The following is a 25742-nucleotide window of genomic DNA, read 5'->3' as shown; positions in this document are numbered from 1 at the left end:
GGTATGGAAGCCTATTGGATCGCATTGGTTCTGGTTTCGGCGGCAACCCACCCATTGCGCGACCTTACGCTGAAAGGGGTTGCGCATCCGGTGTCGTGCTATGTCGGAGTGTCTCTGACCTGGGTGATCATGGCTGCGGTTCATACGCTGGTCATGGGACATGATCTGAGCTTACCTTATGAGGTCTGGCCCTTTGTCGCGATTTCGGCCCTTGGACTAACCTTCTATTACTACGGCACGTTGTCGGCCCTGAGACGTGGGAACCTGTCGGTTTATTATCCGATTATCCGTTCGTCGCCGATTGCTATTGTCGCCTTCAGCTGGCTGGCCCTTGATCAGCATTACTCGTGGTTCACCCTGCTGGGGATCGCATTGGTCCTGCTAGGCAGCCTGATGATTCAGAAGTCGCCTGGCGGGCTGCTGCATGATCACAAAGCATTCGCGCTGGCAAGTATGGCGATGCTGGGATCGGCCGCTTATTCGCTAAGCGATGCCCAAGCGATGAAGCTGACCAATCCGGCACCTTTCCTGTTTTTCACCTATATTCTGGTGACACCGCTGCTTGCTGGCATCAGGGCGTGGGAAGATCGCCACTTGTCAGCCCCGTTTCTGGGGGTCGTGCGTGGCTGGGCACAGGCACCGGTGCGGATCGCTTTTGCCGGGATTGCGTCCTATCTGTCTTACTTGTTCATCCTGACCGCATTCCAGCTTGGGGCCGAAGCCGCCACAGTCAGCGCGGTACGGCAAGCATCGATCCCGGTTTCAGTGACCCTCGCGGCGATCATCTTGAAGGAATCCCGTTTTCTGCACCGTATCGGCTGGGCAAGCCTGATCGCATTGGGAATCCTTTTGATTACGCTGTCCCGAGGTTAACCCTGTATCCGCTGAAACTGCCGTGCTTCAGGGCGGGAGAAAACGCTATACTGCGGCGGCCAACACTCAGGAATTCCGACTACGCGGGTCAAGATCAGACGGTCTAAAGCGCTATGTAGCCGGGAAAACCTGACGGTTCCTTTCCTTCAGTAAAAGCGCCCCAGTTCCTTGATCCCTTGCGGATAGTCTTCTGGAAATCGCCAGATGATCTCTCCGGATGCGCGCACCAGGCCGCGCGCGGCTGGGTCTTTGTCGGTCAACAATGACAGGAAAAGATCGCTGCTGGCCCATGGCGAAGATCTGAAATACCAATGCCCGTTGCCGGTGCCCGCCTCTTCGGCATCCGTCACGTCGATGACATGCAGCCTTGGGGTCCGGGCCAGTTCCGCTTGCACCGCAGGCACTGCTTCGCCGGGCGGCGAGGTCTCTCCGACGCGCTTGCGGCCAAAGACAAACCTAGACATCGCCAGCGCGGAATCCGTTTGCGACTGATAGATCGTCAGGTCCGTAACCGCATCGAGAAGACCGTCCTCGATAGCATGAAGGAAATAAGCGCGGTCCAGGTCGCTGCCGATCAGGATGAGTTTGCCCAACCGCGCATTTTCCTCGGCTCCCAACGCGATTTGATAAGCGGCATCAAAGGCCAGCCTAGTCCCGGCGCTGTAGCCGATCAGGTGAATGCGACGGGCATCGGTATGAGTCGAAAGAAAGGCAATCAGCTCGCGCAGATAGCGTCGCGAGGCCAGCGCCGATTCCTGATCGCGGAAATAGGCCAGCGTACTTGGGGTTGCTGTCCAATTGTAACTGATGAAAGCGCCCTGATAGCCCAGGAAATGCTGCAACTGGCTTGAGACCAGGGTGGAATAGTCGAAGTCCACATTATAGCCGTGGATGTAAATGAAAATGTCGTTGTTGGCCGATTGCGCCAATTGCGCATTGATTTGTGACGCAAAACGGCGACCGGCAGATTCGACCTCGGCACGGCTGGGTGGCGTATCCATGTATTTGATTGCGCTGAACGGCAGAATGCCGGTCTCGGTCACGCCCGCCACACGTAGCCTATAGTCCCGATCCCGCGCCGCGGCGAGCGTGATGCGCCTTGCGTTTTCCCAGCTTTCAAGCGGCGGGTCCGACGCAATCTGCGCGACACCCGCCCGCAACACGTGCCCCCGTGCGTTATTGTAGCTTTTCTGTGGGTCGTCCGGTTCCGCAGGCTGGCGGTCGGTTGCGTAAAACAGACGCGTCCGCGCCTCAAAATTGCCCTCGGTCACATCCTCGAACGGATCGAGCGTGCCATTGGCAAAGACCGTTGGCGAAGGCATGATGTCAATTTCATTGTAGGTTTTCGCCGCACACCCTGTCAGGGCGACACAGATCAATAGCCACCAAAACCTATGCATCAGACCCTTTACGCTCCGGATGTTCCCGCCGCTTTGTGAATTCGCGGCACAAGATTTCACACATTTCTTTTGCAAATAGTACGACATTGGCAAACGTTTATTGCCACGCGCGACCATAGGTATCAGTCGCAAAAGGGGTGCGGTTTCGATGCCCGGCGCGACCTCAATGGGTCTAGTCCGCCAGAACTGGGTCAGATCCTGTGCGCCGCTGGGTTCGGTAGAGAGAGGGCGAAACGCCTGTCCAGCGGTTGAAAGCGCGTCGGAAGCTGCGGGGGTCTTTATAACCAAGCGTACTGGCGATCTGGTCAATTGACCTGTCGGTGTGAGTCAGCAGATGCTGTGCCTTGCTTTTTGCAAAGCGGGATTGGACGGCATTGAAGGACGTACCTTCCTGACGCAGCGCGCGCTGCAGGGTTCGCGGCCCTATCGCAAGATGGCTTGCTACGGTTTCCTCGGACATGTCCGCGTTTGCGACAGTGATCTGTAATATCTGCTCCACTGCATCCCCAATGGTCTGCACAGGATTAACGCCCATCAACGCCGCCAGATCATCAAGGTCGATGTTCGCATCCAGACTGCGGGGCGAACGGTTGCGCGTTTGCAAATCGCTCAGTCGGATGGCAATACCAGGCGGGCTGTCCCGAAGACGCACTGGAGCCCCAATCATCTCTTCGATCTGCGGGACATCGACGCGCGCCTCATGTGGCAGTTCAATCCAGTCCGGGTGCCAGCCTTTGCCCAGAAAATGGCGAATAACGGTGACGAGGAGAAACACCGAGCCTTCGTCCAGGTGTCTGTGACCCATGACCGTCAGCCCGACCGCGCTGCGCCCGACCACGACATGTGTCTCGGTCTGACGGAATACGATCTCTGAACCTGGGTGTATCAGCAAGAACGCACGTGCCCCACGCGCCAGCGCGGTAGCCAGGTCAGGCGCACTCAGCACAAAACTGGAATACGCACCATAACGCGCGTAATCGAATTTGCGGCCAATCCGGGCACCAAGAAGCCTGTCGCCCATCGCTCGGGCCACCGTTTCGACCAGAATGCCCTCTGATGCGTAGGGTGCAAAACCCGCTTTCAGAGATAAAACAGAACGGTCCAGGCCGGCCGCTTGAAGTGCGTCAGTGACGGTGCTTGCCCCTGCGAAATCTTCAAGCAGTTCCACGACATGGGCCAACTCGCGAATTGTAACCATGTTTCGACGCATTGGGTTAGTTTGTCGGGAATTGTCCGGTGACACAACCCATCAGGGCGCTGCACAATTGCCCTGCGACAACGGGTTACACCGCCGTTCCCCGAACCCGTAATCACCGACGAAACCTCTGATTTCATAAGGGACATGTTTGTGAGTAAGTCTTCCCCCGTCTCAATCAGTCTGTCGCTGACGTTGCTGGCCACGATCTGGATTCAGGCGGCGTACGCGCAGGAAATGGATACAACCGTCGACAGTTTAAGTGACAGCCGCGAGATCCCGATTACCATCGACAATTTCATCCGCGCCGCGACTGATCTTGAGCTGGGCAAATATGTGTCTCTGGCCGGAGGCGTGAACAGGTTCTTTCACTTTCGCGAGCCGACCCCGGTGGATGATCAACCAACAATCCGAATGAACCGCGACACGCTGTACAGCACCGCTGTTATCGACATCAGCGAAGGCGCAACCCTGACGCTGCCAAATGCAGATGGCCGCTATATGACCGCAATGGTCCTCAATCAGGATCACTACATCGAAGAGGTGTTTCACGGCGGTGGTACCTATGCGCTGGATGTCGAGACTTTCGGCACGCCCTATGTCGTCGTCTTCATGCGCGTGCTGGTCGATGCCGCTGATCCTTCGGATGTGGCCGCCGTCAACGCGTTGCAGGACCAGATGCTGGTCGAGGCCGGATCGGCCCGTCCGTTCATCCTTCCTAATTATGACGAAGCCAGTTTTGAAGGGCTGTTAAAAAGCATTTTAGCCCTTGGCCCCTATGTGCCGGACAGTTCCCATATGTTCGGCGCGCGTGATCAGGTTCAGGCGGTCCGGCATCTGATCGGCACCGCTGGCGGTTGGGGCGGGCTGCCCGAACATGAGGCCTATTACGTCGGTGTCGAGCCCAATCTGCCAGTGGCTGAGTATCGCATCGATGTCCCCGCCGAGGTGCCGGTCGGGGCGTTCTGGTCTGTCAGCCTTTATAACGCCAGGGGCTTTTTCCAGCCCAACGCACAAGGCGCTTATAACGTCAATTCGGTGACAGGTGCGCGCAATGGTGATGGATCAATGACCATTCACCTGGGCGGGTGTATGGATGGGCGGGTCAACTGCCTGCCGATCATGGAGGGCTGGAATTATACCGTGCGTATGTATCAGCCCGGACCCGAGGTTCTGGATGGGACGTGGAGCTTCCCCCCGGCCCGCCTTTTGAATTAACGGAAAGGATTTCTCATGCGACGTCTTCTTTTTGCCCTTGCGCTTTGCGCGCCCACTGTTGCCGTGTCTGAACAGGTGCGCATCCACAACCTTGTGCGAGCGGAATCTGACACGATGATCCGGGCAAATCTTGCCGCCTATGGGGTAGGCGTGGGCGAAATCGTGCACGAACGTGCGCTGGTTTCAGCGGATGCTCCGCAGCCGATCATCCGCGCAAATCAGGACACGCTTTATTCCGCGGTGATCCTAGACCTATCCCAGCCGGTCCAGATCACTTTGCCCGAAAGCGATGGTCGCTTTCAGTCGATGCTGGCTATCAGCCAGGATCACTATGCCTTTGTCGAGGCAACGCCGGGCACCTATGACCTGACCGAGGAAAATGTCGGCACACGCTTTGCGTTTATCCTATTCCGGACATTTGTTGATGCTGCTGACGCAGAAGATCTGAACAAGGCACATGCGGCGCAGGATGGAATCGTGCTCAGCGGCGGCGGCAACGGCCCGTTCGAGGCTCCGGACTGGGATATGGAAAGCCTGGTCGAAGCGCGCAAGGCGGTGAACGATTTGGCAAGCGCGGTCGGCTTTGATGCTGCCAATGCCTTTGGCCGCAAGGACGAGGTCGACCCGATCGATCACCTGGTCGGCGCCATCGCTGGTTGGGCCGGGCAACCGGCGAGCACGGCATCGGCCGTTATCGCCAGTGTCGATGCAAATGATGGCGAAACACCCCATGCGATTACGGTCAGCGACGTCCCGGTCGACGCGTTTTGGTCGATCACAGTTTACAATGCCGACGGCTATCTTGAGCCGAACGAGCTTGGCCGCAACAGTTACAACAACGTTTCAGCCAAGCCCAACGAGGACGGGTCATACACTATCAATTTCGGCGCATGTGACGATGGCCGGAACAACTGTATCCCGACCCCGCCAAACTGGAACTACACCGTCCGCCTGTACCAGCCGCGCGCCGAAATTCTGGATGGAACCTGGACCTTTCCATCGGCCGAACGAGTCAACTGAACCGACAAGGAGACAGAGATATGCCGTTTTCAACAAAGTCACAGGCCACCGCATTCGCCTTGCTGATGGCTGCAATCCTGGCCTTACCACTACCAGCAGAGGCCCAGTCAAAACGAACAAAGAACACGGTTGGCGGCGCCGTCGTGGGGGCTGGTGTTGGGTATCTCGTTTCCGGAAGTGACGGCGCAAAGGCCGGAGCCGTCGTCGGAGCCATCGCCGGCTATCGTAAAAAACGCTAGGGCCACGCTGCACTTGCCGAACGCTATTAGACAAATGAGGTAGATCACATGAAACTTGTTCCCCATTCGGCCATTTTTGGGATGTGCATGACGGCGCTGGCGAGCACTGCCTCTGCCGATGCGGAGATGGACGAAATCATCGCCGCAGCTGCACCGTTCATGCATCTTAGCTGCGCCAGTGTTCTTGCAGAACACGAGGATGACCCCGATCAGGTAAGCCAGATCGTGCGTCTGATGGCGATGGTGTCGCTCTACAACCGTCAGATCGATGTCGTAGCCACCGTCCCCGAAGAATATCTGGGCGACCTCAAGACCGAGTTCGTCGAAGAGCTTGAAGACGCCTGCGACAACGATGGTGGCAGGTTGCTGGCCGGGGCCGTTGACGATGCTGTGCGAGAGACGTTTGAAGAGTTCGAATAAACGAGAACGCTTCGGCGCATCATAGCATGGTTAGAAGATGAGACGGGACGCTGCGAAAAGCTGTGGCAGATCGGGTGATGAAGGGCATCTAACTCAAGGTGTGAAAGAAGCGCTCCTTACAAGGCAAAATCAACCCCGGCAGGTCTGGAAGACGACAGCCTGCATTCCATCTGCGTGCATCACTGATACGTGTCTGTCATGTCGCGCTCCTTTTTATTGCCAAAACCGGTCACTAACCGGCATACGGGGTGTTATGTATTGATCAACCACCACCAAAGCTCTTGGCAATTCTGTGTGTTTCACCACAACAGACCCCGCAAAGTGAACCTTTGAGCAGACTAAAAAAACGGCGTCTGAGGCTTGTCGGAGTATTCCGGATTCTCAAGCGGTATCATCCTCGACAGACGTCCTGACAGCGGAAACAGACAGGCTTGCAACGAGTGATAGATGTCCGGCTTGCCGTCAAAGATGGACGTCACAACAGCCCCTGCCCCATCTACTGCTGGATACCAGCCGCCATGCTGATGATCGACAAATGTTTCATTCGCATAGGTCCAGAGCTTTCTGTACCAGTCCTCGTCTTCTGGCCTTCTGTCTAGCACGATCAGAGCGGCAACCGCCCCGATGGCTTCGGTGATAGGCCACCAGAACCGCGAAGCGTTGGCAACGCGGCCATCAAAATCAAGTGTGTAAGCCAACCCGCCACCAGGCAGCCACGCATCTTTCAAAGCCTGCGCAATCAGGTGGCGCGCCGTGTTCGGAGCATTAGGGTTCGTTCGGCCAGACAAATCCCAATGCTGAAGCTGAAGCCGACCCAATTCGAACGAATGCCCCGGCGTTGTTCCGGAAGGCCTGAACATCGGATTGCCCGTATAATCCCGGTTAATTTGCCAATCAGACGAATAGTGTTCGGGAAGCCGCCAGTTTTCACCGGGTGCAATTTTGCCAATGAAAAAGTCCAGAATGCGACCGGCGCGGGACAGGTAGGTTTCGTCCCCTGTTGCCTCAAAGGCAGCCAGCATCGCCTCAACGCCGTGCATATTGGCATTCATTCCACGATATGCGGAAAACGGCGTCCAATCCCTGTTCCATTCATCGCGAAACAGGCCCGCTTCTTCGTCCCAGAAGTGTTTTTCCAGAACATTTCGGACATCTGTCATTAGTTTGTCTGCATCCGGATGACCCGCCATTTTCGCACTTGCCGAGGCAAGAAGGACAAAGACGTGCCCATAAGCAAGCTTGCGGTCATCCTTGATCTGAGCCCCTTCCAGCGCCCAAAGATATCCGCCGTGGTCGCGATCTCGGTGATGGCTTTCAAGATATGCCATACCGTGATCGATGATCCGTTCAGCACCTTGAAAACCAGATAGATGTCCTAATGCATAAGAATGAATCAACCGGGTTGTCGTGTGCAGCTCCTGCAGCTTGCCGGGCAGCGGGCGACCATCGTGACCAAGTGTATAGAACCCGGGCTCATCCCGGCAACTTGCGCTGAAGAACGTAAGTTGCCGCTTGGCCTGGTTCATCAACCAATCGCGGTGTCTTGGCGTTTCAATCCAAAACCCGGTCTCGGACTGTGACCCCGGAAGCAATAACTGATTGTCGGTCATCTAAATATCCCGCGGATGGAGTCCTGTCGTGCGCGACTTGGCCCGATCTTCCAAATTGCCCATCATCTCAGCAAGCCCGTCGCAACGCTGTACCATCCGAAGCAAACAGATGTGCATTCTGTGCTTGAATGCGCAAACCGAGGCGATCCCCGGATTTCACGGGGATATTGCCATGCTTGCGCACCATCATGGGGCCGATCCCCTCGGCATTAACGTAGATGTTCGTGTCCGACCCCAGATGTTCAACAACATCCGCAACGGCCGACAGATCACCGGCACCGTTTTCCACAACATCGATGTGTTCCGGCCTTACACCCAGTTCTTTGGCCTGAGCGGCAAGGGGTTGATCGAGAATTTTAATTTCAACCCCATTCCCGACATTCACGCCAGTTTCAGTTCCCAATACAGGCACAACATTCATGGTGGGTGAGCCGATAAACTGCGCAACAAACTTGTTGGCCGGTCTTTCATAAAGCTCAAGCGGGCTGCCGACTTGCTGGATGTCGCCTGCGTTCAGAACAACGATCCGATCTGCCAGCGTCAACGCTTCGACCTGATCATGGGTCACATAGATCATGGTCGCGCTGAGCTTTTGATGCAGCCGCGCAATCTCCAGCCGCATCTCGACACGCAGAGCGGCGTCAAGGTTTGACAATGGCTCGTCAAACAGGAAGGCCCGCGGGTCTCGGATGATGGCCCGCCCCATGGCAACCCGCTGACGTTGACCACCCGAAAGGGCCTTGGGCAAGCGATCCGTCAATTTGGTCAATCCCAGCGTCTCTGCCGCCTGGGCGACCTTTGATATGCGTTCAGCCACCGGAGCTTTGCGGATTTCCATCGAGAAACCCATGTTCCGAGCGACATCCATATGCGGATAGAGAGCGTAGGATTGGAACACCATCGCGATGTCCCGGTCCCTTGGCCTCACATCGTTCATACGCTCGCCATCGATCAGAAAGTCGCCGCTTGATATCGGTTCAAGACCAGCAACCATGCGCAGCAAAGTGGATTTGCCGCAGCCTGACGGGCCGACCAGAACGATGAACTCACCATCCTGAATTTCAAGATTGATGTTGCGCAGGACCTCAACGGATCCATAGCGTTTTGCAACGTCACGAAGTTCGATACGTGCCATGATCTGGCCTCCTATCCTTTGACCGCGCCGGACGTGAGGCCCTGCACGAGATAGCGTTGAATGAAGATGAAGAAGAGGCAACTTGGGATCAGAGCCAGCACGCCGGCCGCCATCATTTGTCCCCAATCGACCGAGAATTTGGAAACAAATGTCAACAAGCCAACCGGGAATGTCATCGCGTCGTTCTTTGAAATCAGCATCAACGCAAACAACAGCTCGGACCATGCGGCAGTAAAGACAAATCCAAGCGTCGCCCCGAGACCGGGCAATGTCAGTGGGAACACCACTTTGCGCAGCGCCTGAAACCGCGTACAGCCATCCATCATCGCAGCGTCTTCCAGATCTTTGGGAATGCCATCAAAGAAAGACTGCATCAGGAAAGTAGCAAAGGGGATGTTGAACGCAGTGTAGACAACGATCAGACTTGTCAGCGAATTCAGCAGTCCGAGGTCGGCAACAATCTTATAGATCGGTGCAATGATCATCAGAAGCGGGAACATCTGGGTGATAAGCATCAAGGCAATGATGATGCGTTTGCCCGCGAAAACGAAGCGCGAAAAGGCATAGCCCGCCCCAGCCGCAAACAGAGTAGTAAAGAACGCAGCCCCCAGCGACACCACAAGAGAGTTCCGGAAATAGGCCACAAAGTCGGTCTGAAAAATGACCGTCTTGAAATTTGAAAAGGTGACCTCGCTTGGAAACAGCCGGGTGCCCTCTGAAAAGATCAGCGCGTCCGGGGTCAACCCGATCTTGAGCAACCAGTAAAGCGGGAACAACGCAAAGATCAGATAGAACGCAAGTGCCGCGTACTTGCCCACAACCAGCAGGGGGTTGGGTTTCCTGACAGCTGACATGGCCAACTCCTCAAATCTTGACCAGCTTCTTGCGAAGCCAGAGCAGGATAACGGCGTAGATCAGAAGGATCAGCAACAGCGCCACAGCAATGGTTGACGCGTAGCCGAAGTCCAATTTTCGAAAAGCGGTGGTGAAGATATAGGTCGACAGGATTTGCGTCGAATTCGCAGGCCCGCCACCGGTCATCACATAGATCAGGTCGGCAAAGTTGGCGATCCAGATTGTCCGCAGCATCACGGTGATCGCGATCATCGGAGCAAGGAATGGCAACGTGATCTTGGTGAAGGTCTGCCAGGGGGTCGCGCCATCGACTTCTGCGGCCTCATAAAGCTCATCGGGTATTGATTGCAAAGCCGCCAGCAGCGTGATCGCAAAGAACGGCACGCCAAACCAGATATTTGCTGTGATCGGACCCCAAATGGCAAGCTTGGGGTCGCCAAGGATATTGTAGGGCTCTGACAGAATGCCAAGCGCGGCCAGCCAATGCGGCAGCGGGCCGATGACAGGGTTGAAAAGCCACGCCCAAGTCAGCGCGGAAAGGAAGGTCGGGACAGCCCAGGGTAGGAAAACAAGCGCCTGAAAAAGTTTCTTTCCAAAGAACTGCGTGTTCAAAAGCATGGCAAGGCCAAGGCCAAGCAGAAACTGGAGCGTTATCGACCAAAAGGTCCAGAACAGCGTGTTCTCCATCGCGATCCAGAACTTGCGGTCTCGCCACAGGTCAACGTAGTTTTCAAACCCGATCCAGCCAGAAGCAAAAGGCTTTAACAGCTCAATGGATTGGAACGAATATGAGATTCCGATGATTAGCGGAACCATGATCACCGCACCGATCAGAAGAATTGCGGGCGACAAATAGAAAAAAGGCTCGACCATGTATTGCAGGTAGAGCGAGCGTCTTGCCCGGGCTTCCCCGGGCCGGACAGTTTTCTGAGTGCGCGAAATCACTGTTTTGCCTTCCACTTGGCATGCTCGTCGGTGAGGAACTCTGCCCACTCATCCGCGACGTCCTGCGCGCTGCGCTGCCCCAACAGGGCTTCCTGACTGGTTTCCAGCAGAAGTGTGCTGCCGAAGTAGCCCCACTGCTCCAGGTTGGTTGGCATTGTTGTCGGCACATATTGCTCACCGTTCAGTTCTTCGAACCAGCCTTTGAATTGCTCGGTCTGGAAATGAGGATCCTGGTCGGCGCCTTTGTGGATCGGAATGACGCCAACACGCTTTGCCCACGTGGCGTTGGCTTCGGGCGTCGACAAGGCCGCAACCAGATCAAAGGCTTCGGCTTCATGTTCAGTCGCATTGAAGATCGACCAGCCTGCGAACCCAATTGTTGGGAAAGCTTTGCCCGAAGGCCCAACAGGCATCGGAATGACCGCGAAATCTTCGGCAGGCATCCGCTCGGCAATAGCGATCAGTGCGTCCGGGTCCTGATCGAGGAATGCACAGGTGCCGGAATAGAAACCAGCCACAATCTCGTTAAAGCCCCAACTGACGGCATCCTTGGGCGCATATCCGTTCTGATACATGTCGATCATGAACTGGATGCCTTCGACCGAGCCGGGCTCGTTGATGCGGCTGGTGCCGTCTTCTGTGAAAAACTCGTTGGTGCCGTTCATGGCTGCGGCGAACATGATCCAGCCATTTGTTCCACCGGGACCACCGCGCAGACAGTATCCGTACTTGCCTTCAAGCTCGGACACCGCGGCAGAGGCAGCCTTGAACTCCTCCATCGTAGTCGGAGGGGTGTCGATACCGGCTTCGGCCAGCAGTTTTTTGTTGTAGAACATCGCCCGCAGGTAGAAGCCGTACGGGATCATATAGAGATCACCCGCCTGGCTGCCCATGGCAACGGTCTTGTCTGTCAGCGTTGCCCCGTGTTCCCATCCAGCGACATGGTCCTTGAGACTGACCAGCTGGTCGGACCCGGCATAAAGAGCCTGCCAGGTATCAGGCATTTCAACCACATCCGGGATGTCGCCACCTGCCACCATTGTCGCCAGCTTTTCGAACGCGTTGCCCCACGGCAGCGATACAATCTCGACAGTGACGTCGGGATTATTGGCTTCAAATTCATCAACCAGCCCCTGAAGCACCTCTGTACGCTCGGGGCTCGTAATAACCTCGACCAGTTTCAGTGTGGTCTCGGCATAAGATGCCGAACCCATGAACACGGCCGCAGCCGTCATTCCTGATAGTAGTTTTTTCATGTTTTCCTCCTGTTGATTTTATTGAGCGAACAGTTCTAAGCCGTGCTTTCGGCGAGAGCCGAAGCAAAATCGGCCCACAAGTCTTCTGCCGACTCGAGCCCCAAACTCAGGCGCACCAGATTGGGTGAGACCCCAAATTTCTGCATTGAGTTCTGTTCGCCAGCCTGAGCAAGCCCAACGCGTGCAGGCAGGATCAGACTTTCGAAGCCGCCCCAGCTCACGCCGAGGCGGAATAGGTTCAAAGCATCAGAAAACTTTGCGATGTCGACACTGTCATCAAACTCAACCGACATAAGTCCGGACCGCCCCGTCAACCCGGGAACGTCGTTGGCCCCGGGTGAGTTGACTCGCCTCACCTGCGGAACAGTGGCCAGGTGATCGACGAACAAGTTGGCCGTCGTCTGATGCTGCATCATGCGCGCATGCAAAGTACGCAGGCCGCGCGTCAACAGGAACGCTTCAAAAGGTGCCAGTTTAGCACCAAGCAAAGGAAGTGTCAGATCACGGATGCGGGCGATATGGTTTTTGGAGGCAACCGCCACGCCCGCAACCGTGTCCGAGTGCCCCGAGATATATTTCGAGGCTGAGTGGATGACGATATCGATGCCCAGTGTGAGGGGGCGTTGGAATACCGGGCTTGCCCATGAATTATCGATCATCGTCAGCACATTGTGGCGTCTGGCATGCTCTGCGACGCGGCGCAGATCCATCGCCTCAAAAACGACGGAACCGGGACTCTCCAGATAGGCAAGCGTTACATCGGCAAGCAGTTCGGGGTCGTTTTCGAAACGCTCCGGCGCGTGATAGTCGATATGCACCCCGAACGGGCGCAGGATGCGCTCCATAAACCGGAATGTGTCCGGATAGACATGTTCGACGCAGGCAATCCGGTCACCGGGTTTGACAAATGCCAGCAGCGTCGAAGATATTGCGGCCATCCCGGAAGCAAATGCAACGGCTGTCTGACCTTGTTCGGCTTCAGCCATGAGCGTTTCAAACGCGGCGACGGTCGGGTTTTCCACGCGCGTGTAGATGGCTGTTTCTGATCTTCCCGCCATCCGGTCTTCAAAACTCTGATAATTGTCGAAAGTGAATAGTGAGGTTTGAACAATAGGCGGCGTGACCGAACCTGCCGCGTCCGGGAAGATTGCTGCAAGACGCGTTGCAAGGTCTTTGTAATCAGACATTCTGACTTTCCATGATTTCCAGGACTTCTGCTTCGACCATGTCCATGATCTCGCCGACAATCCTTGCGGCTTCTTCTGCTCTGCCAGCGACGACTGCTTCGGCAAGTTGCGTGTGCATTGGAATTGAGGCCTGACCCAAGTGCGGTTGGCCGAATGGTGCTTCGTATACTTCGTTAAAGGCTTCTTGAATCTGCCGGATTAGCTGCCCGAACAATGGGTTTCCGCACGCTTCGTGCAGTGAAGCGTGAAACCGGTAGTCTGCCTGACGCCAGTCCTCACCGGCAGAATGAACAGCTATGAGTTCTGCAACGCGGGCCGAAATCAAAAGCCGCTGCGCGTCTGAGCAATTCAGTGCTGCCAACCTTGCTGCCTCAATTTCCAGTGGCCGACGCACGGCGTGCGTCCGCAAAAGGCTTTCGGCTTCGAGCTTCAGCGTGAATGGAAGGTGGATCGTGTTGGCAGATACCTCGGCCGCCAATCGCGTCCCGGCTTTCTTGTTCCGCACAACGATGCCCATGTTCTGCCAGCTTGTCAGAGCCTCCCGAACCTTCGCCCTTCCGATCCCAAGCTGATTTGCAATTTCGATCTCTGGCGGCAGGCGATCGCCTACTTTCAAACCTTCCAGTTCGATCATTCCAGAGAGAGCATCCAGAACGTCCCGGCTACTACTGCCAGGCGGCAGCGCCCTCAGGGAATTGCCGACACTCTCAGCCGTTTCTTGTGGAGGTGTTCTTGTTTCCACGTGCCACTGCTCCGAATCATAGTCCATTCATTACTACATTTAATGTCCGACAAAATAAACCATAATGTCGGACATTAAATTTCTTCGTAAGACAACCCGAAAGAGTTCAGCGCAGATTATCCGCAGTCAATTGCAGCAGGATCGTCACCTGTCACAGGTAAGCGAAGGAAGGTGTAGCGGCCCAATATCTGAAGCCACTGACCTGGTCCCCATAGTCGCAAAGACGAGGGGATCAGCAGTCAAGCAACTGAATCGCATAGGGATTAACCGAGTTTGGAAAACGGAAACCCTTCAGGCGCGTGTGGGGATTTGGATTGCGACCTTCAGGTTCCGCTACCGCAGGTGCAATCTAGAATCTTGGCCACCGATACCGCACCGATCGATCTTCTGGCCATCTAAGAGTCGGCGTGCAACTAGACAGAGATTGTCCCATCGGCCCGCCAGCCGTCGAAAATCTCCAGCGCCTTGTCCGAGAATGCCTTGTCGTTGATATGACAGGCCAGCCTGTATGCCTCGACCGTCTTGGGCAAGTTGGCTTCAATTCCTGTTAGAAACGCCTTAAGGCCATCCGGATTATGGAGGTCCGCGCCCTCGCGATCCCATTCCCCCAGGCCATGCTCAGGTAGAATGATCGCTGTGGGCCCCTTCGCCTTGGCGAGTTGATCACAGTGGGCCAGCGCTACCAGGTTCGTTTCGGCGGCTTGCAGAACGACCGAAGTAATCAGGCGGTTGTGGGCGTGCTTGAGGTGACTGTCCCACTTTGTTGCAACAGGCTGCCAGCCAACCACATCGACAAGATCATAGCACCCGGGAGATACGATCTGTGGCGTTCCGGTCAACCCGGCATTTGTCAATCGATCCGCACCAGCCGAGATGTTTGATCCGTTGACATGGTTGCCCAGCTCCTGCGTGCAGAAATCGAACACACAGGCAAAGGCTCCTTGTGCTGCGAGGCTTTCAAAGGCGCGCCCGCCCATGCCGGTCGCATGGAATACAGCCACTTCGAAACCGCGCGCCTCTAGCGCGGGTTTCAGCGGGATCACGTATTTCAGTGCAGAGGTGCCAAGTGACGTCATTCCAACAAGCGGCTTGTCAGGGTTTGGCCTCTGCGCCGCCTTGGCAGCACCTAGTACAGCGCCCGCAGCCTGACTGAGGGAGGCCTTGCAGACCGAGTTCAAACCGTACAGCCCACCAGCCCAGAGGATCATCTGCGTGTCAGCAGCTAGTCTTTCGGCAGGGATCAGTGGCGAAAAGGATACCGTTGAGACGATGTATTTTGGGGTGCCGAGTGGCAGAGCCGAGGCCACGTCCAGCGCAAGATCCGTACCCATCGTACCGCCCAGCACAATCATGCCGTCAAATTGTCCTTCGGCGTGAAGGCGCGCCGCCAGCAGACTGGCACCTCGGGCCATGATTTGCATCGCGTGGTTTTCATCACCGCTATCGATAGCGGCCTGTATCGTGCTGCCACCTTCTGCGGCGACATCATGTTTCGAGTAGTCCGTAGGCTTTGACGGGTCTCCAAGTACTGAGACATCCATCGTCAGGACTTTACCGCCCTGGTCGCGGATCACGCCCGAAAGAAAGCCAAGCTCATCATCTTTGGTGTCAAAAGTGCCAATGACCAGAATTGTTTTTGCGTCATTCATAGCTTTATCCACGCGGTTTTAAGATTCACGTATTTCTCGATGGCATGCAAAGACTTATCGGATCCATTTCCGGATTGCCCTACACCACCCAATGGCACCGTACCATCGGCCCCGCCATATGTGTTGATATGCATGACCCCGGTTCGAACGGACTTTACCATGTGGTGAGCGCGGCTGAGGTTGCTGGTCCATGCCGCCCCGGCAAGCCCGAAAACTGTGGAATTAGCCAATGAGATTGCTTCTTCCTCTGTTGCGAACGAGGTAACGCCCAGAACCGGACCGAACACTTCCTTTTGTGCCAAAGTCGCGTCGCGGGTCACACCGGTCACGATTGTCGGGGCCATGTAGTAGCCGCCCGTGTCTTGCAAAACACGGGATCCACCCATGACAACCCGCCCACCTTCCCGTGTTGCGGTGTCAACGAAAGCAAGGTTCGCTTGCAACTGCGCTTCTGAATTTACAGCCCCGATTTGAGTGTCGATCCTCAACGGATCACCCACACGCATTGCTTCGGACACCTTTACGACAGCGGCGACAAAATCGTCATGGATCGCATCCTCAACCAGCAGACGCGACCCAGCCACGCAAACTTGACCTGCATTACGGAAGATCCCGGCGGCCGTAACCTTGGCGGCTTCATCCAGATCTGGGGCGTCGGCAAAGACTATGTTGGGGGACTTGCCGCCCAACTCCAGATACACCCGTTTCAAATTGGACCGCGCTGAATATTCCATCAGCCGCCGCCCCGTCATCCCCGAGCCAGTAAAAACAAGGACATCCACATCCATCGACAAGCCCAATGTCTCGCCTACGACATGGCCCTTGCCAGTGACGGCGTTAAAGACACCGGGTGGCAGTCCGGCTTCTAGCGCCAGGTCCGCCATCCGCATTAACGACAGCGAAGCGGTTTCGGCCGGTTTTAGGACCACAGAATTGCCCATTGCCAAGGCAGGTCCCAGCTTCCACGCACCGATCATCAGCGGAAAGTTCCAAGGGATGATTGCCCCCACGACACCCACAGGCTCTTTATGGATCATACCGAGGATGTCGCCGGGCGTCGGAGCGATCTCGCCATAAATCTTGTCGAGGGCTTCTGCGTAGTACCGGATCGTCGCGGCGGCAGAGAGAGGCTCGGCCTTCAGCGCCATGCTGATTTCGGTTCCATTGTCGCGCACACCAAGGACAGCCAGTTCCAAGGCGTTGACCTCGATCAGATCGGCCCATTTCAACAGCACTTTCTTGCGAGCGGCTGGTGGTTGACCTGCCCAGCGGCCATCGTCGAAAGCGGCGCGGGCTGATGCGATTGCTGCTTCCATGTCGGCAGGTGTACCAGCCGCTACCGTGGTCAGGACCGTTCCGTCGATTGGCGAGATTATCTCCATCCGCCCACCATCGGAAGCGGCGACATGCCTGCCGTCGATCAAGTGATCAAACGCGGCCACCGGTCGGGCCCGCAGGGCATCGATCTTGGACTGATCCATCACGTTACCTCGTATGGCTGTCGTGCATGTCGTGATCTTCTTCCGGCTGATGAGCGCGCCATTCCTTGATCAGCGTCCGTAAGTGCAGCGCCAGAACAATGACGATCAGACCGAATATTATTGCCGCAATCGGTCGGTCGATCATGTCCAATGGTGTCTTCAACCGTGGCAGAGCCGAGCGCAGCTTTACCTCCATGATACCACCAAGGACCATGCCCAGAATGATTGGGACAATCGGCAAGTTCAGTCGCTTTAGAACAAGGCCCAACACGCCAAAGCCTGCCGAGATCATGCAGTCGGTCAGTGAATTGCGGAGCGAATAGACACCCACAAAGGACAACAACAAGATCATCACACCCAGAAAGCGTGTCGGTACGCGGATAATCTTGGTCATAAGGTTTGTAGAAAACAGCAGAAAGACCATAACGATGACGTTTAGAGCGATCAGCGCAAAGTAGAGGCCGTAGACCAGATCAATATTGTTCTGGAACAGCTGCGGTCCCGGGATAACATTGTGAACATAAAAGACCGACAGCATCATCGCTGTCAGCGCCTCACCCGGAATGCCAAGCGCGAGCAGCGGGATCATTGCCGCAGCTGGAACCGCATTGTTGGCCGCCTCCGAAGCAATCAGACCTTCCGGGGATCCTTTACCGAAACTATCCGGATCTTTCGAAGTTTTTTGCGCGTAGGTGTAGGACATGAACTGGGCGGTGAACTCGCCCGTGCCGGGGATCATCCCCAACAGGACACCAAAGCTCGAGGCAACAGTTGCTACGCGCTTGTGGCCCAGCAGTTCCTTAATACCGGCCCCCATCCGGCCGGTAACTGGCTGGGCGTCGGGGCTGTTATCGGGTGTTGTTAATAGAAAAAAAGCTTGGCTAAGCGCGAAGAGGCCCAACACCACCACAATAAGGTTCACCCCCGACGACAAGAACGATAGCCCAAACGTGTAGCGTTGTGTGTATGTCACTGCGTCAAGGCCAATGGTCTGCAGGAAGATTCCGAACATCGCCAACAAACCTGCTGCAAAGATCTGCCCCCGATGCGCAAGGATCACCAGAATGATGCCTAACAAAGCGGCAAGAAAGATTTCTCGGCTACCAAACATTGGCGCGATTAAAGCAAGCACCGGAGACAGCAGGATCAGGCACAGAATGCCAAATATACCACCCCAGAACGATGCTGAATATGCGAGTGATACCGCACGGTGTGCCTCACCCCGTTCTGTCATCGGATAGCCATCATACGAGGTCAGGGCGTTTACCGCCGTGCCTGGCGTGTTGATCAGAACTGCTGGAATGGCACCTCCGTACATTGACGATCCGTAAATTCCCAACAGCATCGTAAGACCAACGATTGGATCTAGGGAGAATGTCGCCGGTAGCAAAATCGCAATAGCGACAGCCGGTCCGACGCCGGGAATTGCTCCGATAATCACGCCGCCGATTGAACCCACGAGCAAAGCCAGCATGACATCCCAGCGCGCAAGCATTTCCAGTCCAGCAATCAGGTTTTCCATATTTTGCGGCCTCTAGAAATGCGTCAGCATGATCTGCCGCAGACCTTCGGGCAAGCTCTCGTAGATCAGCCCTGACGGCAGATTGACTTTCAGAAAGGTCTTGAACAGAAGTACGATCACAACCGCCGAAAAGGCCGCAGCGATCAGGGTAGAAACCTTTCGGTAACCGGCACGCAAGGACAATGCCAAAGCGAACACGACGGTGGACGGCAGATATCCCAAATACTGAACGACCAGAGCATACAGGACAAACCAGCCTGCATATTCCAACGACGCGAGCCAGAGCTGAACTTCTTGCCAGCGGCCATTTAAGCGCTCGGACAAGACGGACCCCAAAAGGTGAAACGCTGCAAAGATCACCATACCGCTCAGCGACACCGCTGGCCAGAACCGGGGTTGCGCAAACAGTTTCCCGCCATTGCGCCACGCGGTTTGGTCCATCAGTTGCGACAGAAGAAAGACCGAGACGACTAGAACTAGCCACGCGAAGACAATATCGCCGGGCCTGCGGTAGCGCTTGAAGAGCGACTGGAGCGTTTTGACGCGCGACATGGATTTATCCGTTCCAGGAGAAAGCAGGTGGATGGCTGGGCAGTCCAATGCTGCCCAGCAGGCAGGTCCAGTCCTATTCGGACAGCATGGATTCGATTCCGGCCAGAGTCTGCGTATCCTTCTCAATTTGTGAGACTACGTCCGCTGCAGGCTGCCAGTAAACCAATGCGCCAGTCTCGGCAGCCAGCGCTTGGGCGCGGTCGGACATCACGGTCTTTTCCGCGACTGCGATGATTTTGTCCTGCACGTCCTGAGGAGTGTCGGCACGGACAAAAAGTCCATTCCAGAGAGACACGTCCAGAGTAGGTGCAAGTTCTGCCACAGTCGGTGTGTCCGGCGTCAAATTGATGCGCTCGGACCCGATGGATGCCAGAACGCTCACATCTTCGAGGCAGGGCAGGATCAGCTGCAGCGTAGTGTTGATGACATCGACGTCGCCCGACGCCAGAGTGTTGCAGTCAAGCGCGTCAAAAGCGGCGTCAGAGGCGTAGGAGAAACCCATCTCCTTGGCCAGCCCAAGCGTCACCTGCGTCGGAACCAATGGCGCGCCGAAGTGACCGAGCACAACGTCGTTGTCCTGTGCGTAGGCCGCCAGTTCTTCCATCGTCGTATAGCCCGAGTCACCGCTCGTCGCGATCACGAAAGGATAGGTTAGAAAGTTGCCAAGCGGCACGAAAGGGTCGGGGTTCAGCTCTGGGATACCGATTTGTGGGCCCACAACCGGGATGGCGATGATGAATGACCCAATCGTATAGCCATCAGCGGGGGCATTTGCGACTTCAATCGCACCGGGGAATGGACCACCGCCGCCACCGGGCTTGTTCACGACAGCGGTGGGAACGCCATAAGCCTCTGAGAAGTCCTCGGCGATCATACGCGTCAAGACATCTTCCAGGTCGCCCGGAGGCCATGGAACAACAAACTCAACGGGTTTTTCCGGATATTCTGCCTGCGCTGCTCCAGCAACCGCTGAAATCGCAATCGCCATGGCCGTTGCGGATTTGGTTAGTTTCAACATTTCGCGCTCCCAGTTGGTGGTTCATATAACGAACCGTTGTTTTATAAAAAAGGTTGCCTTGTTAATGAACTTCTGTCAAACTTTTTTTGCGCCCCGCAATTGAAAGGTTCTCAATGTCGTCGGCTACGAAAGCTCTTGAACTGCTGTCTTACTTCTCGATCTCTCGCCCGGAAATCGGGTTGTCGCAGCTGTGCCGGATTGCAAAAAGAGACAAGGCGACAACATATCGACATCTTCAATCCCTTGAAAATGCAGGGTTTATTGAACAAAATGCACTTACCAAGCAGTACCGCTTAGGTCCTGCGGTCATGCAACTTGCGCAGATACGCGAGGCCACGGTTCCCCGTAAAGAAGGCGCACGCCACGCTCTTACCGCCCTCGCGGATGCGACGGGCGAGACTGCGCATGCCACAGTACTCTCCGGGCAAACCCTTTATGGACTATGCGAATGCGAATCCCCTCGCCACGCGATCCGTGCCGTCATTGACCTGAACACCTTTCCCCTTCATGCGACTGCATCTGGCCTGTGCGCACTGGCGTTTGGGCCAGAAGATCTTCTCTGCGTCGCGGCACAGGATCTTGAAAGATTCACCGCGAACACACCAACTGATACCGATGGCCTGACCTCATTGGTTGACGCCGCCCGCGCAACCGGTATTGGACGCGCCTACAAAAGTTATGCGGAAGAAACCTATGGGCTGTCAGCCCCGGTCTTTGACCACACAGGTCACTTCGCCGGCGCGGTGGCTGTTGCTTCTGTCGCCACGCGCTTCACTCCGATGTTAGAGCAAACAATCCTGGCAGAACTGATCATCGCCGCACGCGAGATTACCCGAAACTGGGGCGGAGTAATTCCCGCCCATGTCGAGGCGGCCTGGGCTCTCTCCGTCAAGCAATCGAATGCTATGGAACCTGCATCATGAAAGATTCAAATTTCCTGAAAGAACACAACGGTCGTCTGATGTGGCACCCGATGACCTCTCCGAAGGACAGTGCCGACCATCCGCCGAAGATTATAACCGGTTCAGAAGATGTATCAATTATTGACGTCGACGGGCATCGGGTGGTCGACGGCGTTGGCGGTCTCTGGAACGTCAATCTCGGCTATTCTTGCCAACCCGTCAAAGATGCAATTGCTGCCCAGCTTGACACCCTCCCCTATTATTCCACGTTTCGCGGCACTTCGAATGACGTCGCCATCGAGCTCTCGTTTGAGCTAAACGCATTCTTTGCGCCCGATGGCCTTTCGCGTGCGTTCTTCACCTCGGGCGGTTCGGACAGCGTCGAGACGACTTTGCGCCTCGCACGGCAATATCACAAGCTTCGGGGTGAGGCCGGGCGCACAAAATTCCTCAGCCTAAAGAAAGGATACCACGGAACGCATGTCGGTGGGGCCTCTGTCAACGGAAACGCGAATTTTCGCAACGCTTACGAGCCTTTGTTGCCTGGCTGTTTCCACATCCCCGCGCCTTACACATATCGCAACCCTTTCAACGAAACAGACCCCGAGAAGCTGGCACAGCTATGCCTACAGGCATTGGAAGACGAGATTACGTTTCAGGGAGCCAACACAATCGCAGCCATGATCATGGAACCAATCCTTGGGGCGGGTGGCGTGATCCCACCGCATCCGTCTTTCGCTCCTGCAGTGCAAGAGATTTGTAACCGAAACGGGATCCTGCTGATCACGGACGAAGTCATCACAGCCTATGGCCGTACCGGCGCGTGGTCTGGTGCCCGCCTTTGGGGCATCAAGCCAGACATGATGGCCACCGCGAAGGCGATTACCAACGGATACTTCCCGTTTGGTGCGGTGATGCTTGGCGACCGGATGGTCGAGACCTTCGAAAACAACCCTGACGCCAAGATTGGCCATGGTTACACCTATTCCGGCCATCCAGTCGGGGCTGCCGCTGCGCTTGCTTGCCTTGCTGAAACCAAACGGCTCAACGTGGTCGAAAACGCAGCGGCACGCGGCACCCAGCTTTATGAGGGTTGCATCGCACTGATGAAGAAATACGACGTCATCGGAGATGTGCGTGGTGGCTACGGCCTGATGACTGCAGTTGAAATGGTCAGCGACCGTAACACCAAAAAACCGATAGACGCACCAACCGCGTCAACCGTTCAGGAGGTGGCCTATCAGAACGGAGCAATGGTACGGGTCTCGGGACCCAACTTGATCCTTTCACCGCCTTTGGTGCTGACCGAGTACGATGCCAGCTTAATCCTGGCCGCGCTTGACGCCGGTTTCACAGCCGCAATGGAAGGTTAAGCGTGCCCGAGACCGGCATTGCCTTTCCGGGGGCAAATAGCAGACCTGCGATCCGGGCCGGAACCGCGATGCGCCAAAAACCTCTCGTGCGATCAACGGCCACAACATCGTCGTTGAGCTCAGGTCATGACGGAATGGGGATTAAGCTTTGACCCGCAGTACAGCAGATCTGGTGGCCGCGCGCAGGCGGCTGATGGGGCCAAATGTTTCGACATTCTATGAGGACCCCGTCCACATTGTGAAAGGCGACGGGGTGTGGCTCTGGGATGCGGGCGGCCGCAAGTACCTGGATTGCTATAACAACGTGCCGCATGTCGGGCATTGTAACCCCCGGGTGGTCGACGCGATTTGTCAGCAAGCCAGCACATTGAACACCCACACACGCTATCTGCACGAGGGAATCCTTGAGTATATCGAGCGTCTGACTGGAACGATGGCCGCTACGTTGGATACGGCAATCTTGACCTGCACCGGGTCCGAGGCCAATGACATCGCCTTGCGGATGGCCGAGGCCATCACCGGCAAACGCGGTATCATCGCCACGGATGCCACTTATCATGGAAATACCTCACTCGTTAGCCTGCTCAGTAAGTCTAACGAGCCCACTGTGAGCTTTGGTCTGGAAAAGTACTTCCGCTTTGTCGATGCCCCGGACAGTTATCGTTCACCTGACGCCAACGGGGTTCACTTCGCCAACACAGTAGCGGCCCAGATTGCACAGCTGAAAGCTGACGGTACCGGTTTTGCGGCCCTTGTCGTTTGCCCCTACTTCCTGAACGAGGGTTTTCCCAACAATCCGGATGGCTGGCTGAAACCCGTGGCGGAAATCGTGCGCAACGCGGGGGGCATGTTGATATGTGACGAAGTTCAGTCGGGCTTTGGTCGCACAGGCACACATATGTGGGCCCATGAAAAGATGGGTGTCATCCCTGATATTGTGACCATGGGAAAACCGATGGCCAATGGTCATCCGGTTGGGGGCGTGGTTGCGAATGCAGATACAGTCGCGGCTTTCCGAAAGGGTTATCGTTATTTCAACACCTTCGGCGGAAACCCCGTCTCTTGTGCCGCTGCGATGGCCGTACTCGAAGAGATCGAGAACAGGGCACTTATTGAAAACGCAAAACATGTCGGGGACTATGCCCGCGAAAGGTTGCGGGCGTTAGCCAAACGGCATGATGTCATCGGGGACGTCCGTGGGTCCGGCCTGATTTTCGGAACCGAGATGGTCATGGATCGCGACAGCAAGACACCTGCGACCGAATTCACAGATCGCGTTATCAATGCGATGCGACAACATGGAATTCTGTTGTCCAGATTAGGGCGCCATAAGAACACGCTGAAAATACGACCACCAATGCCATTTTCCAAAGAGAACGCCGATCTGTTGGTCGATACACTGGATTTGGTCCTGAACGAGGTGCCGCTGCACCCATGACCAATGTTGAACTCGCATTATCTCTCTGGGGTCTCGAGAACACAGAAACGACGCTCATCGCAGAACGGGAAAACGCCATCTACCGCGTTGATACACCGTTGGATCGGTATGTCCTCCGACTCCACCGCCGAGGCTATCGAACAGACGCACAGCTGCAAGCGGAACTTGCGTGGATGGCTTGGCTGGATAACGCAGGCCTCTCAGTACCCGCCCCGGTTCCAAGTCTTGCTGGTCCAAATTTACAGTTCGTCTCAGGGACACAAGTCGACATCCTGACATGGCTGGATGGTAAAACTCTTGATGTAGCTTTGTTGTCCTTGCCGTTATCCCAACAATGTGACCTCTTCTTTCGCCTCGGTCAGACCATGGCTCAACTTCATGACACTAGTGACCAGTGGCCGAGTGCTAAGAGATGTGACAGACCGCATTGGGATATTGATGGACTTGTCGGCAAAGATCCCATGTGGGGCAGGTTTTGGGACAATCCAGGGCTCACACCTGACGAGAAAGCGCTTTTCCTCGCCTTTAGAACCAAAGCCCGGGATCATCTGACGCGGCTTTCTGCAACGTTGGATTATGGCCTCATCCACGCTGACCTCGTGCCTGGCAATGTTATGTGCTCAGCCGACGCATTGCATCTTATCGACTTTGACGATGGCGGCTTCGGTTTCCGTGTGTTTGAACTGGCCACGGCGCTGCTGAAACATCGCTGGGACCCAGGTTATCCGGCTTTCAAAGCCGCGATGATCGACGGATATACGCGTACTCGCCCAATGAACACAAACCACCTTCTGCTGTTTCTCGCTCTTCGCGCCGCGACCTATGTGGGCTGGAATATCACGCGCGCAAACGAAGATCCGACACAAACCCGAAATGCACGTTTCATCGCGCAAGCCAAGGAACTGGCGGTTGCGTATCTTGAGCGGTATCATCAAGTTTTAAGGGATTGAGCTATCGGATCGACGAAACAACAGACCGCTTTAAAGTACGCAATGCAGATGCGGTGCTTTCATTCGCCAATGTCGTTCAAGTCGGTAGTGCGTATATTTCACTCATAACTCAGAATGATCTCTGTCAGACCTGCCGGGATCAAAGCAGGAGGCGGATGGTCAGTGTCTGGAGAAAACACTTTGTACCGTACCACAACGCCTTCCATGTCACCTGCAATGCGCCCGGATGGCGGCGCTTGGGACTTCTCGCTCTGGCGGGTATTTCTACCTGAAACGATCTGCACCGCGTCCTCACTTGCACCGGTTTTCCACCTCCTCATCTCTGAGTAAGTCGAGTCGAAGTTGTTCCTTCTAGGTTGGACTGAAATTCAGCAGGGCGCCATCAATGTCTCCGGAAGACAACAGATACTTCTCTCCCAGTTTTGGACTGTTTGTTTCTTACCTATTTCCAGACAATCTTATCTCGGCCAACATCCTGATATTATGATTGAAAATATGTTCAAATACTCGGGACGAACAACTCGAAGACCTGCCATTGTTGCGTTGGTATCGGCGAGGTGACATCAACCTAGAAAGTCTAACGAAGGGATGGCTGGGCACGTTACGACCGCAAGAGGACATCACTATCGAATGGCCTGAGCGAATAACTGTTGACCCAACCCCCTGAAATCAGGCCATCGAGGTGTTAGTAATCCGTCCAAGAAAAGGATGGACCATGAAACGCAGATTTTCAGACGAACAGATTATTGGAATGATCAAGGA

23 protein-coding genes and 1 pseudogene are annotated in these 25742 nt (G+C 55.6%); 10 read left to right on the top strand and 14 right to left on the bottom strand.

All coding sequences use genetic code 11. The features are described 5' to 3' along the window. The first annotated feature begins 3 nt into the window (after nucleotides 1–3). Nucleotides 4–873: an EamA family transporter gene (locus tag ACR0AP_RS19475; RefSeq protein WP_480508769.1), complete on the top strand. Its 870-nt coding sequence runs from the start codon at nucleotides 4–6 to the stop codon at nucleotides 871–873. 146 nt (nucleotides 874–1019) lie between these two features. On the opposite strand, the gene ACR0AP_RS19470 is transcribed toward ACR0AP_RS19475, so the two are convergent. Both ACR0AP_RS19470 and ACR0AP_RS19465 read right to left on the bottom strand, forming a co-directional pair. Next, nucleotides 1020–2195 (bottom strand): alpha/beta hydrolase, encoded by a 1176-nt coding sequence (locus ACR0AP_RS19470; protein WP_480508767.1) that lies wholly within the window; start codon nucleotides 2193–2195, stop codon nucleotides 1020–1022. A 250-nt stretch (nucleotides 2196–2445) separates the two neighbouring features. Continuing rightward, entirely contained in the window at nucleotides 2446–3471 is a 1026-nt protein-coding gene (locus ACR0AP_RS19465) for a helix-turn-helix domain-containing protein (RefSeq protein ID WP_480508765.1), read from the bottom strand. A 150-nt stretch (nucleotides 3472–3621) separates the two neighbouring features. Here ACR0AP_RS19465 and ACR0AP_RS19460 point away from each other — a divergent pair, with 150 nt between their 5' ends. Genes ACR0AP_RS19460 through ACR0AP_RS19445 form a run of 4 tightly spaced genes read left to right on the top strand, consistent with a single transcriptional unit; the run spans nucleotide 3622 to nucleotide 6365 of the window. Next, nucleotides 3622–4686 carry a DUF1214 domain-containing protein gene (locus ACR0AP_RS19460; RefSeq protein ID WP_480508763.1) on the top strand — a complete coding sequence of 355 codons (1065 nt, stop codon included), beginning with the start codon at nucleotides 3622–3624 and terminating at the stop codon, nucleotides 4684–4686. 15 nt (nucleotides 4687–4701) lie between these two features. Then, a complete protein-coding gene (locus ACR0AP_RS19455) occupies nucleotides 4702–5706 on the top strand; it encodes a DUF1214 domain-containing protein (RefSeq protein WP_480508761.1) in 1005 nt (334 codons plus the stop codon). Nucleotides 5707–5726: 20 nt separating this feature from the next. Next, a complete protein-coding gene (locus tag ACR0AP_RS19450; protein WP_480508759.1) occupies nucleotides 5727–5945 on the top strand; it encodes a glycine zipper 2TM domain-containing protein in 219 nt (72 codons plus the stop codon). Nucleotides 5946–5993: 48 nt separating this feature from the next. Further along, nucleotides 5994–6365: a hypothetical protein gene (locus ACR0AP_RS19445; RefSeq protein ID WP_480508757.1), complete on the top strand. Its 372-nt coding sequence runs from the start codon at nucleotides 5994–5996 to the stop codon at nucleotides 6363–6365. Between the two features lie 338 nt (nucleotides 6366–6703). On the opposite strand, the gene ACR0AP_RS19440 is transcribed toward ACR0AP_RS19445, so the two are convergent. The 12 genes from ACR0AP_RS19440 to ACR0AP_RS19385 all read right to left on the bottom strand — a co-directional run bounded on the left by ACR0AP_RS19440 (nucleotide 6704) and on the right by ACR0AP_RS19385 (nucleotide 20317). After that, nucleotides 6704–7975, bottom strand: coding sequence for an AGE family epimerase/isomerase (locus ACR0AP_RS19440; RefSeq protein ID WP_480508755.1), 1272 nt, complete (start codon nucleotides 7973–7975; stop codon nucleotides 6704–6706). Between the two features lie 67 nt (nucleotides 7976–8042). Next, nucleotides 8043–9110, bottom strand: coding sequence for an ABC transporter ATP-binding protein (locus tag ACR0AP_RS19435; protein WP_480508753.1), 1068 nt, complete (start codon nucleotides 9108–9110; stop codon nucleotides 8043–8045). An 11-nt stretch (nucleotides 9111–9121) separates the two neighbouring features. Then, nucleotides 9122–9964, bottom strand: coding sequence for a carbohydrate ABC transporter permease (locus ACR0AP_RS19430; protein ID WP_209506774.1), 843 nt, complete (start codon nucleotides 9962–9964; stop codon nucleotides 9122–9124). A gap of 10 nt (nucleotides 9965–9974) precedes the next feature. After that, nucleotides 9975–10925, bottom strand: a complete 951-nt coding sequence (locus ACR0AP_RS19425) for a carbohydrate ABC transporter permease (RefSeq protein ID WP_480508751.1) — start codon at nucleotides 10923–10925, stop codon at nucleotides 9975–9977. Next, nucleotides 10907–12166, bottom strand: coding sequence for an ABC transporter substrate-binding protein (locus ACR0AP_RS19420; RefSeq protein WP_480508749.1), 1260 nt, complete (start codon nucleotides 12164–12166; stop codon nucleotides 10907–10909). Before ACR0AP_RS19420 ends, ACR0AP_RS19425 begins: the two co-directional genes overlap by 19 nt. Nucleotides 12167–12201: 35 nt before the next feature. Continuing rightward, complete coding sequence (locus ACR0AP_RS19415; protein ID WP_480508747.1) at nucleotides 12202–13353, bottom strand: aminotransferase class I/II-fold pyridoxal phosphate-dependent enzyme; 1152 nt, start codon at nucleotides 13351–13353, stop codon at nucleotides 12202–12204. Continuing rightward, nucleotides 13346–14122, bottom strand: a complete 777-nt coding sequence (locus ACR0AP_RS19410; RefSeq protein WP_480508745.1) for a FadR/GntR family transcriptional regulator — start codon at nucleotides 14120–14122, stop codon at nucleotides 13346–13348. The genes ACR0AP_RS19415 and ACR0AP_RS19410 overlap by 8 nt, the downstream gene beginning before the upstream one ends. A 386-nt stretch (nucleotides 14123–14508) precedes the next feature. Continuing rightward, entirely contained in the window at nucleotides 14509–15744 is a 1236-nt protein-coding gene (locus tag ACR0AP_RS19405) for a Tm-1-like ATP-binding domain-containing protein (protein ID WP_480508743.1), read from the bottom strand. Beyond that, entirely contained in the window at nucleotides 15741–17225 is a 1485-nt protein-coding gene (locus ACR0AP_RS19400) for an aldehyde dehydrogenase family protein (protein ID WP_480508741.1), read from the bottom strand. The genes ACR0AP_RS19405 and ACR0AP_RS19400 overlap by 4 nt, the downstream gene beginning before the upstream one ends. Before the next feature lie 4 nt (nucleotides 17226–17229). Continuing rightward, the gene (locus ACR0AP_RS19395; RefSeq protein WP_480508739.1) at nucleotides 17230–18747 is read right to left on the bottom strand and encodes a tripartite tricarboxylate transporter permease; all 1518 of its coding nucleotides are present in this window, start codon (nucleotides 18745–18747) and stop codon (nucleotides 17230–17232) included. Nucleotides 18748–18759: 12 nt separating this feature from the next. After that, entirely contained in the window at nucleotides 18760–19299 is a 540-nt protein-coding gene (locus ACR0AP_RS19390; RefSeq protein ID WP_480508737.1) for a tripartite tricarboxylate transporter TctB family protein, read from the bottom strand. Between the two features lie 73 nt (nucleotides 19300–19372). Beyond that, complete coding sequence (locus ACR0AP_RS19385) at nucleotides 19373–20317, bottom strand: tripartite tricarboxylate transporter substrate-binding protein (protein ID WP_209599094.1); 945 nt, start codon at nucleotides 20315–20317, stop codon at nucleotides 19373–19375. A 113-nt stretch (nucleotides 20318–20430) separates the two neighbouring features. On the opposite strand from ACR0AP_RS19385, the pseudogene ACR0AP_RS19380 reads away from it, so the two are divergent. The 5 genes and pseudogenes from ACR0AP_RS19380 to ACR0AP_RS19360 form a co-directional block, all read left to right on the top strand. Continuing rightward, nucleotides 20431–20577: pseudogene (locus ACR0AP_RS19380) on the top strand (helix-turn-helix domain-containing protein); the annotation flags it as partial. Between the two features lie 48 nt (nucleotides 20578–20625). Next, nucleotides 20626–21240, top strand: a complete 615-nt coding sequence (locus tag ACR0AP_RS19375; protein WP_480508792.1) for an IclR family transcriptional regulator domain-containing protein — start codon at nucleotides 20626–20628, stop codon at nucleotides 21238–21240. Next, nucleotides 21237–22592, top strand: a complete 1356-nt coding sequence (locus ACR0AP_RS19370) for an aminotransferase class III-fold pyridoxal phosphate-dependent enzyme (RefSeq protein ID WP_480508735.1) — start codon at nucleotides 21237–21239, stop codon at nucleotides 22590–22592. Before ACR0AP_RS19375 ends, ACR0AP_RS19370 begins: the two co-directional genes overlap by 4 nt. A 148-nt stretch (nucleotides 22593–22740) precedes the next feature. Further along, the gene (locus ACR0AP_RS19365; protein WP_480508733.1) at nucleotides 22741–24030 is read left to right on the top strand and encodes an aspartate aminotransferase family protein; all 1290 of its coding nucleotides are present in this window, start codon (nucleotides 22741–22743) and stop codon (nucleotides 24028–24030) included. Next, on the top strand, nucleotides 24027–24980 hold the full coding sequence (locus ACR0AP_RS19360) for a phosphotransferase enzyme family protein (protein ID WP_480508731.1): 954 nt from the start codon (nucleotides 24027–24029) through the stop codon (nucleotides 24978–24980). The genes ACR0AP_RS19365 and ACR0AP_RS19360 overlap by 4 nt, the downstream gene beginning before the upstream one ends. Nucleotides 24981–25742 lie beyond the last annotated feature (762 nt).

This window comes from Ruegeria sp. AF7 (assembly GCF_056541885.1).
Note: the sequence above shows the minus strand (reverse complement) of the source record. Positions and strands in the feature narration are given on the sequence as shown.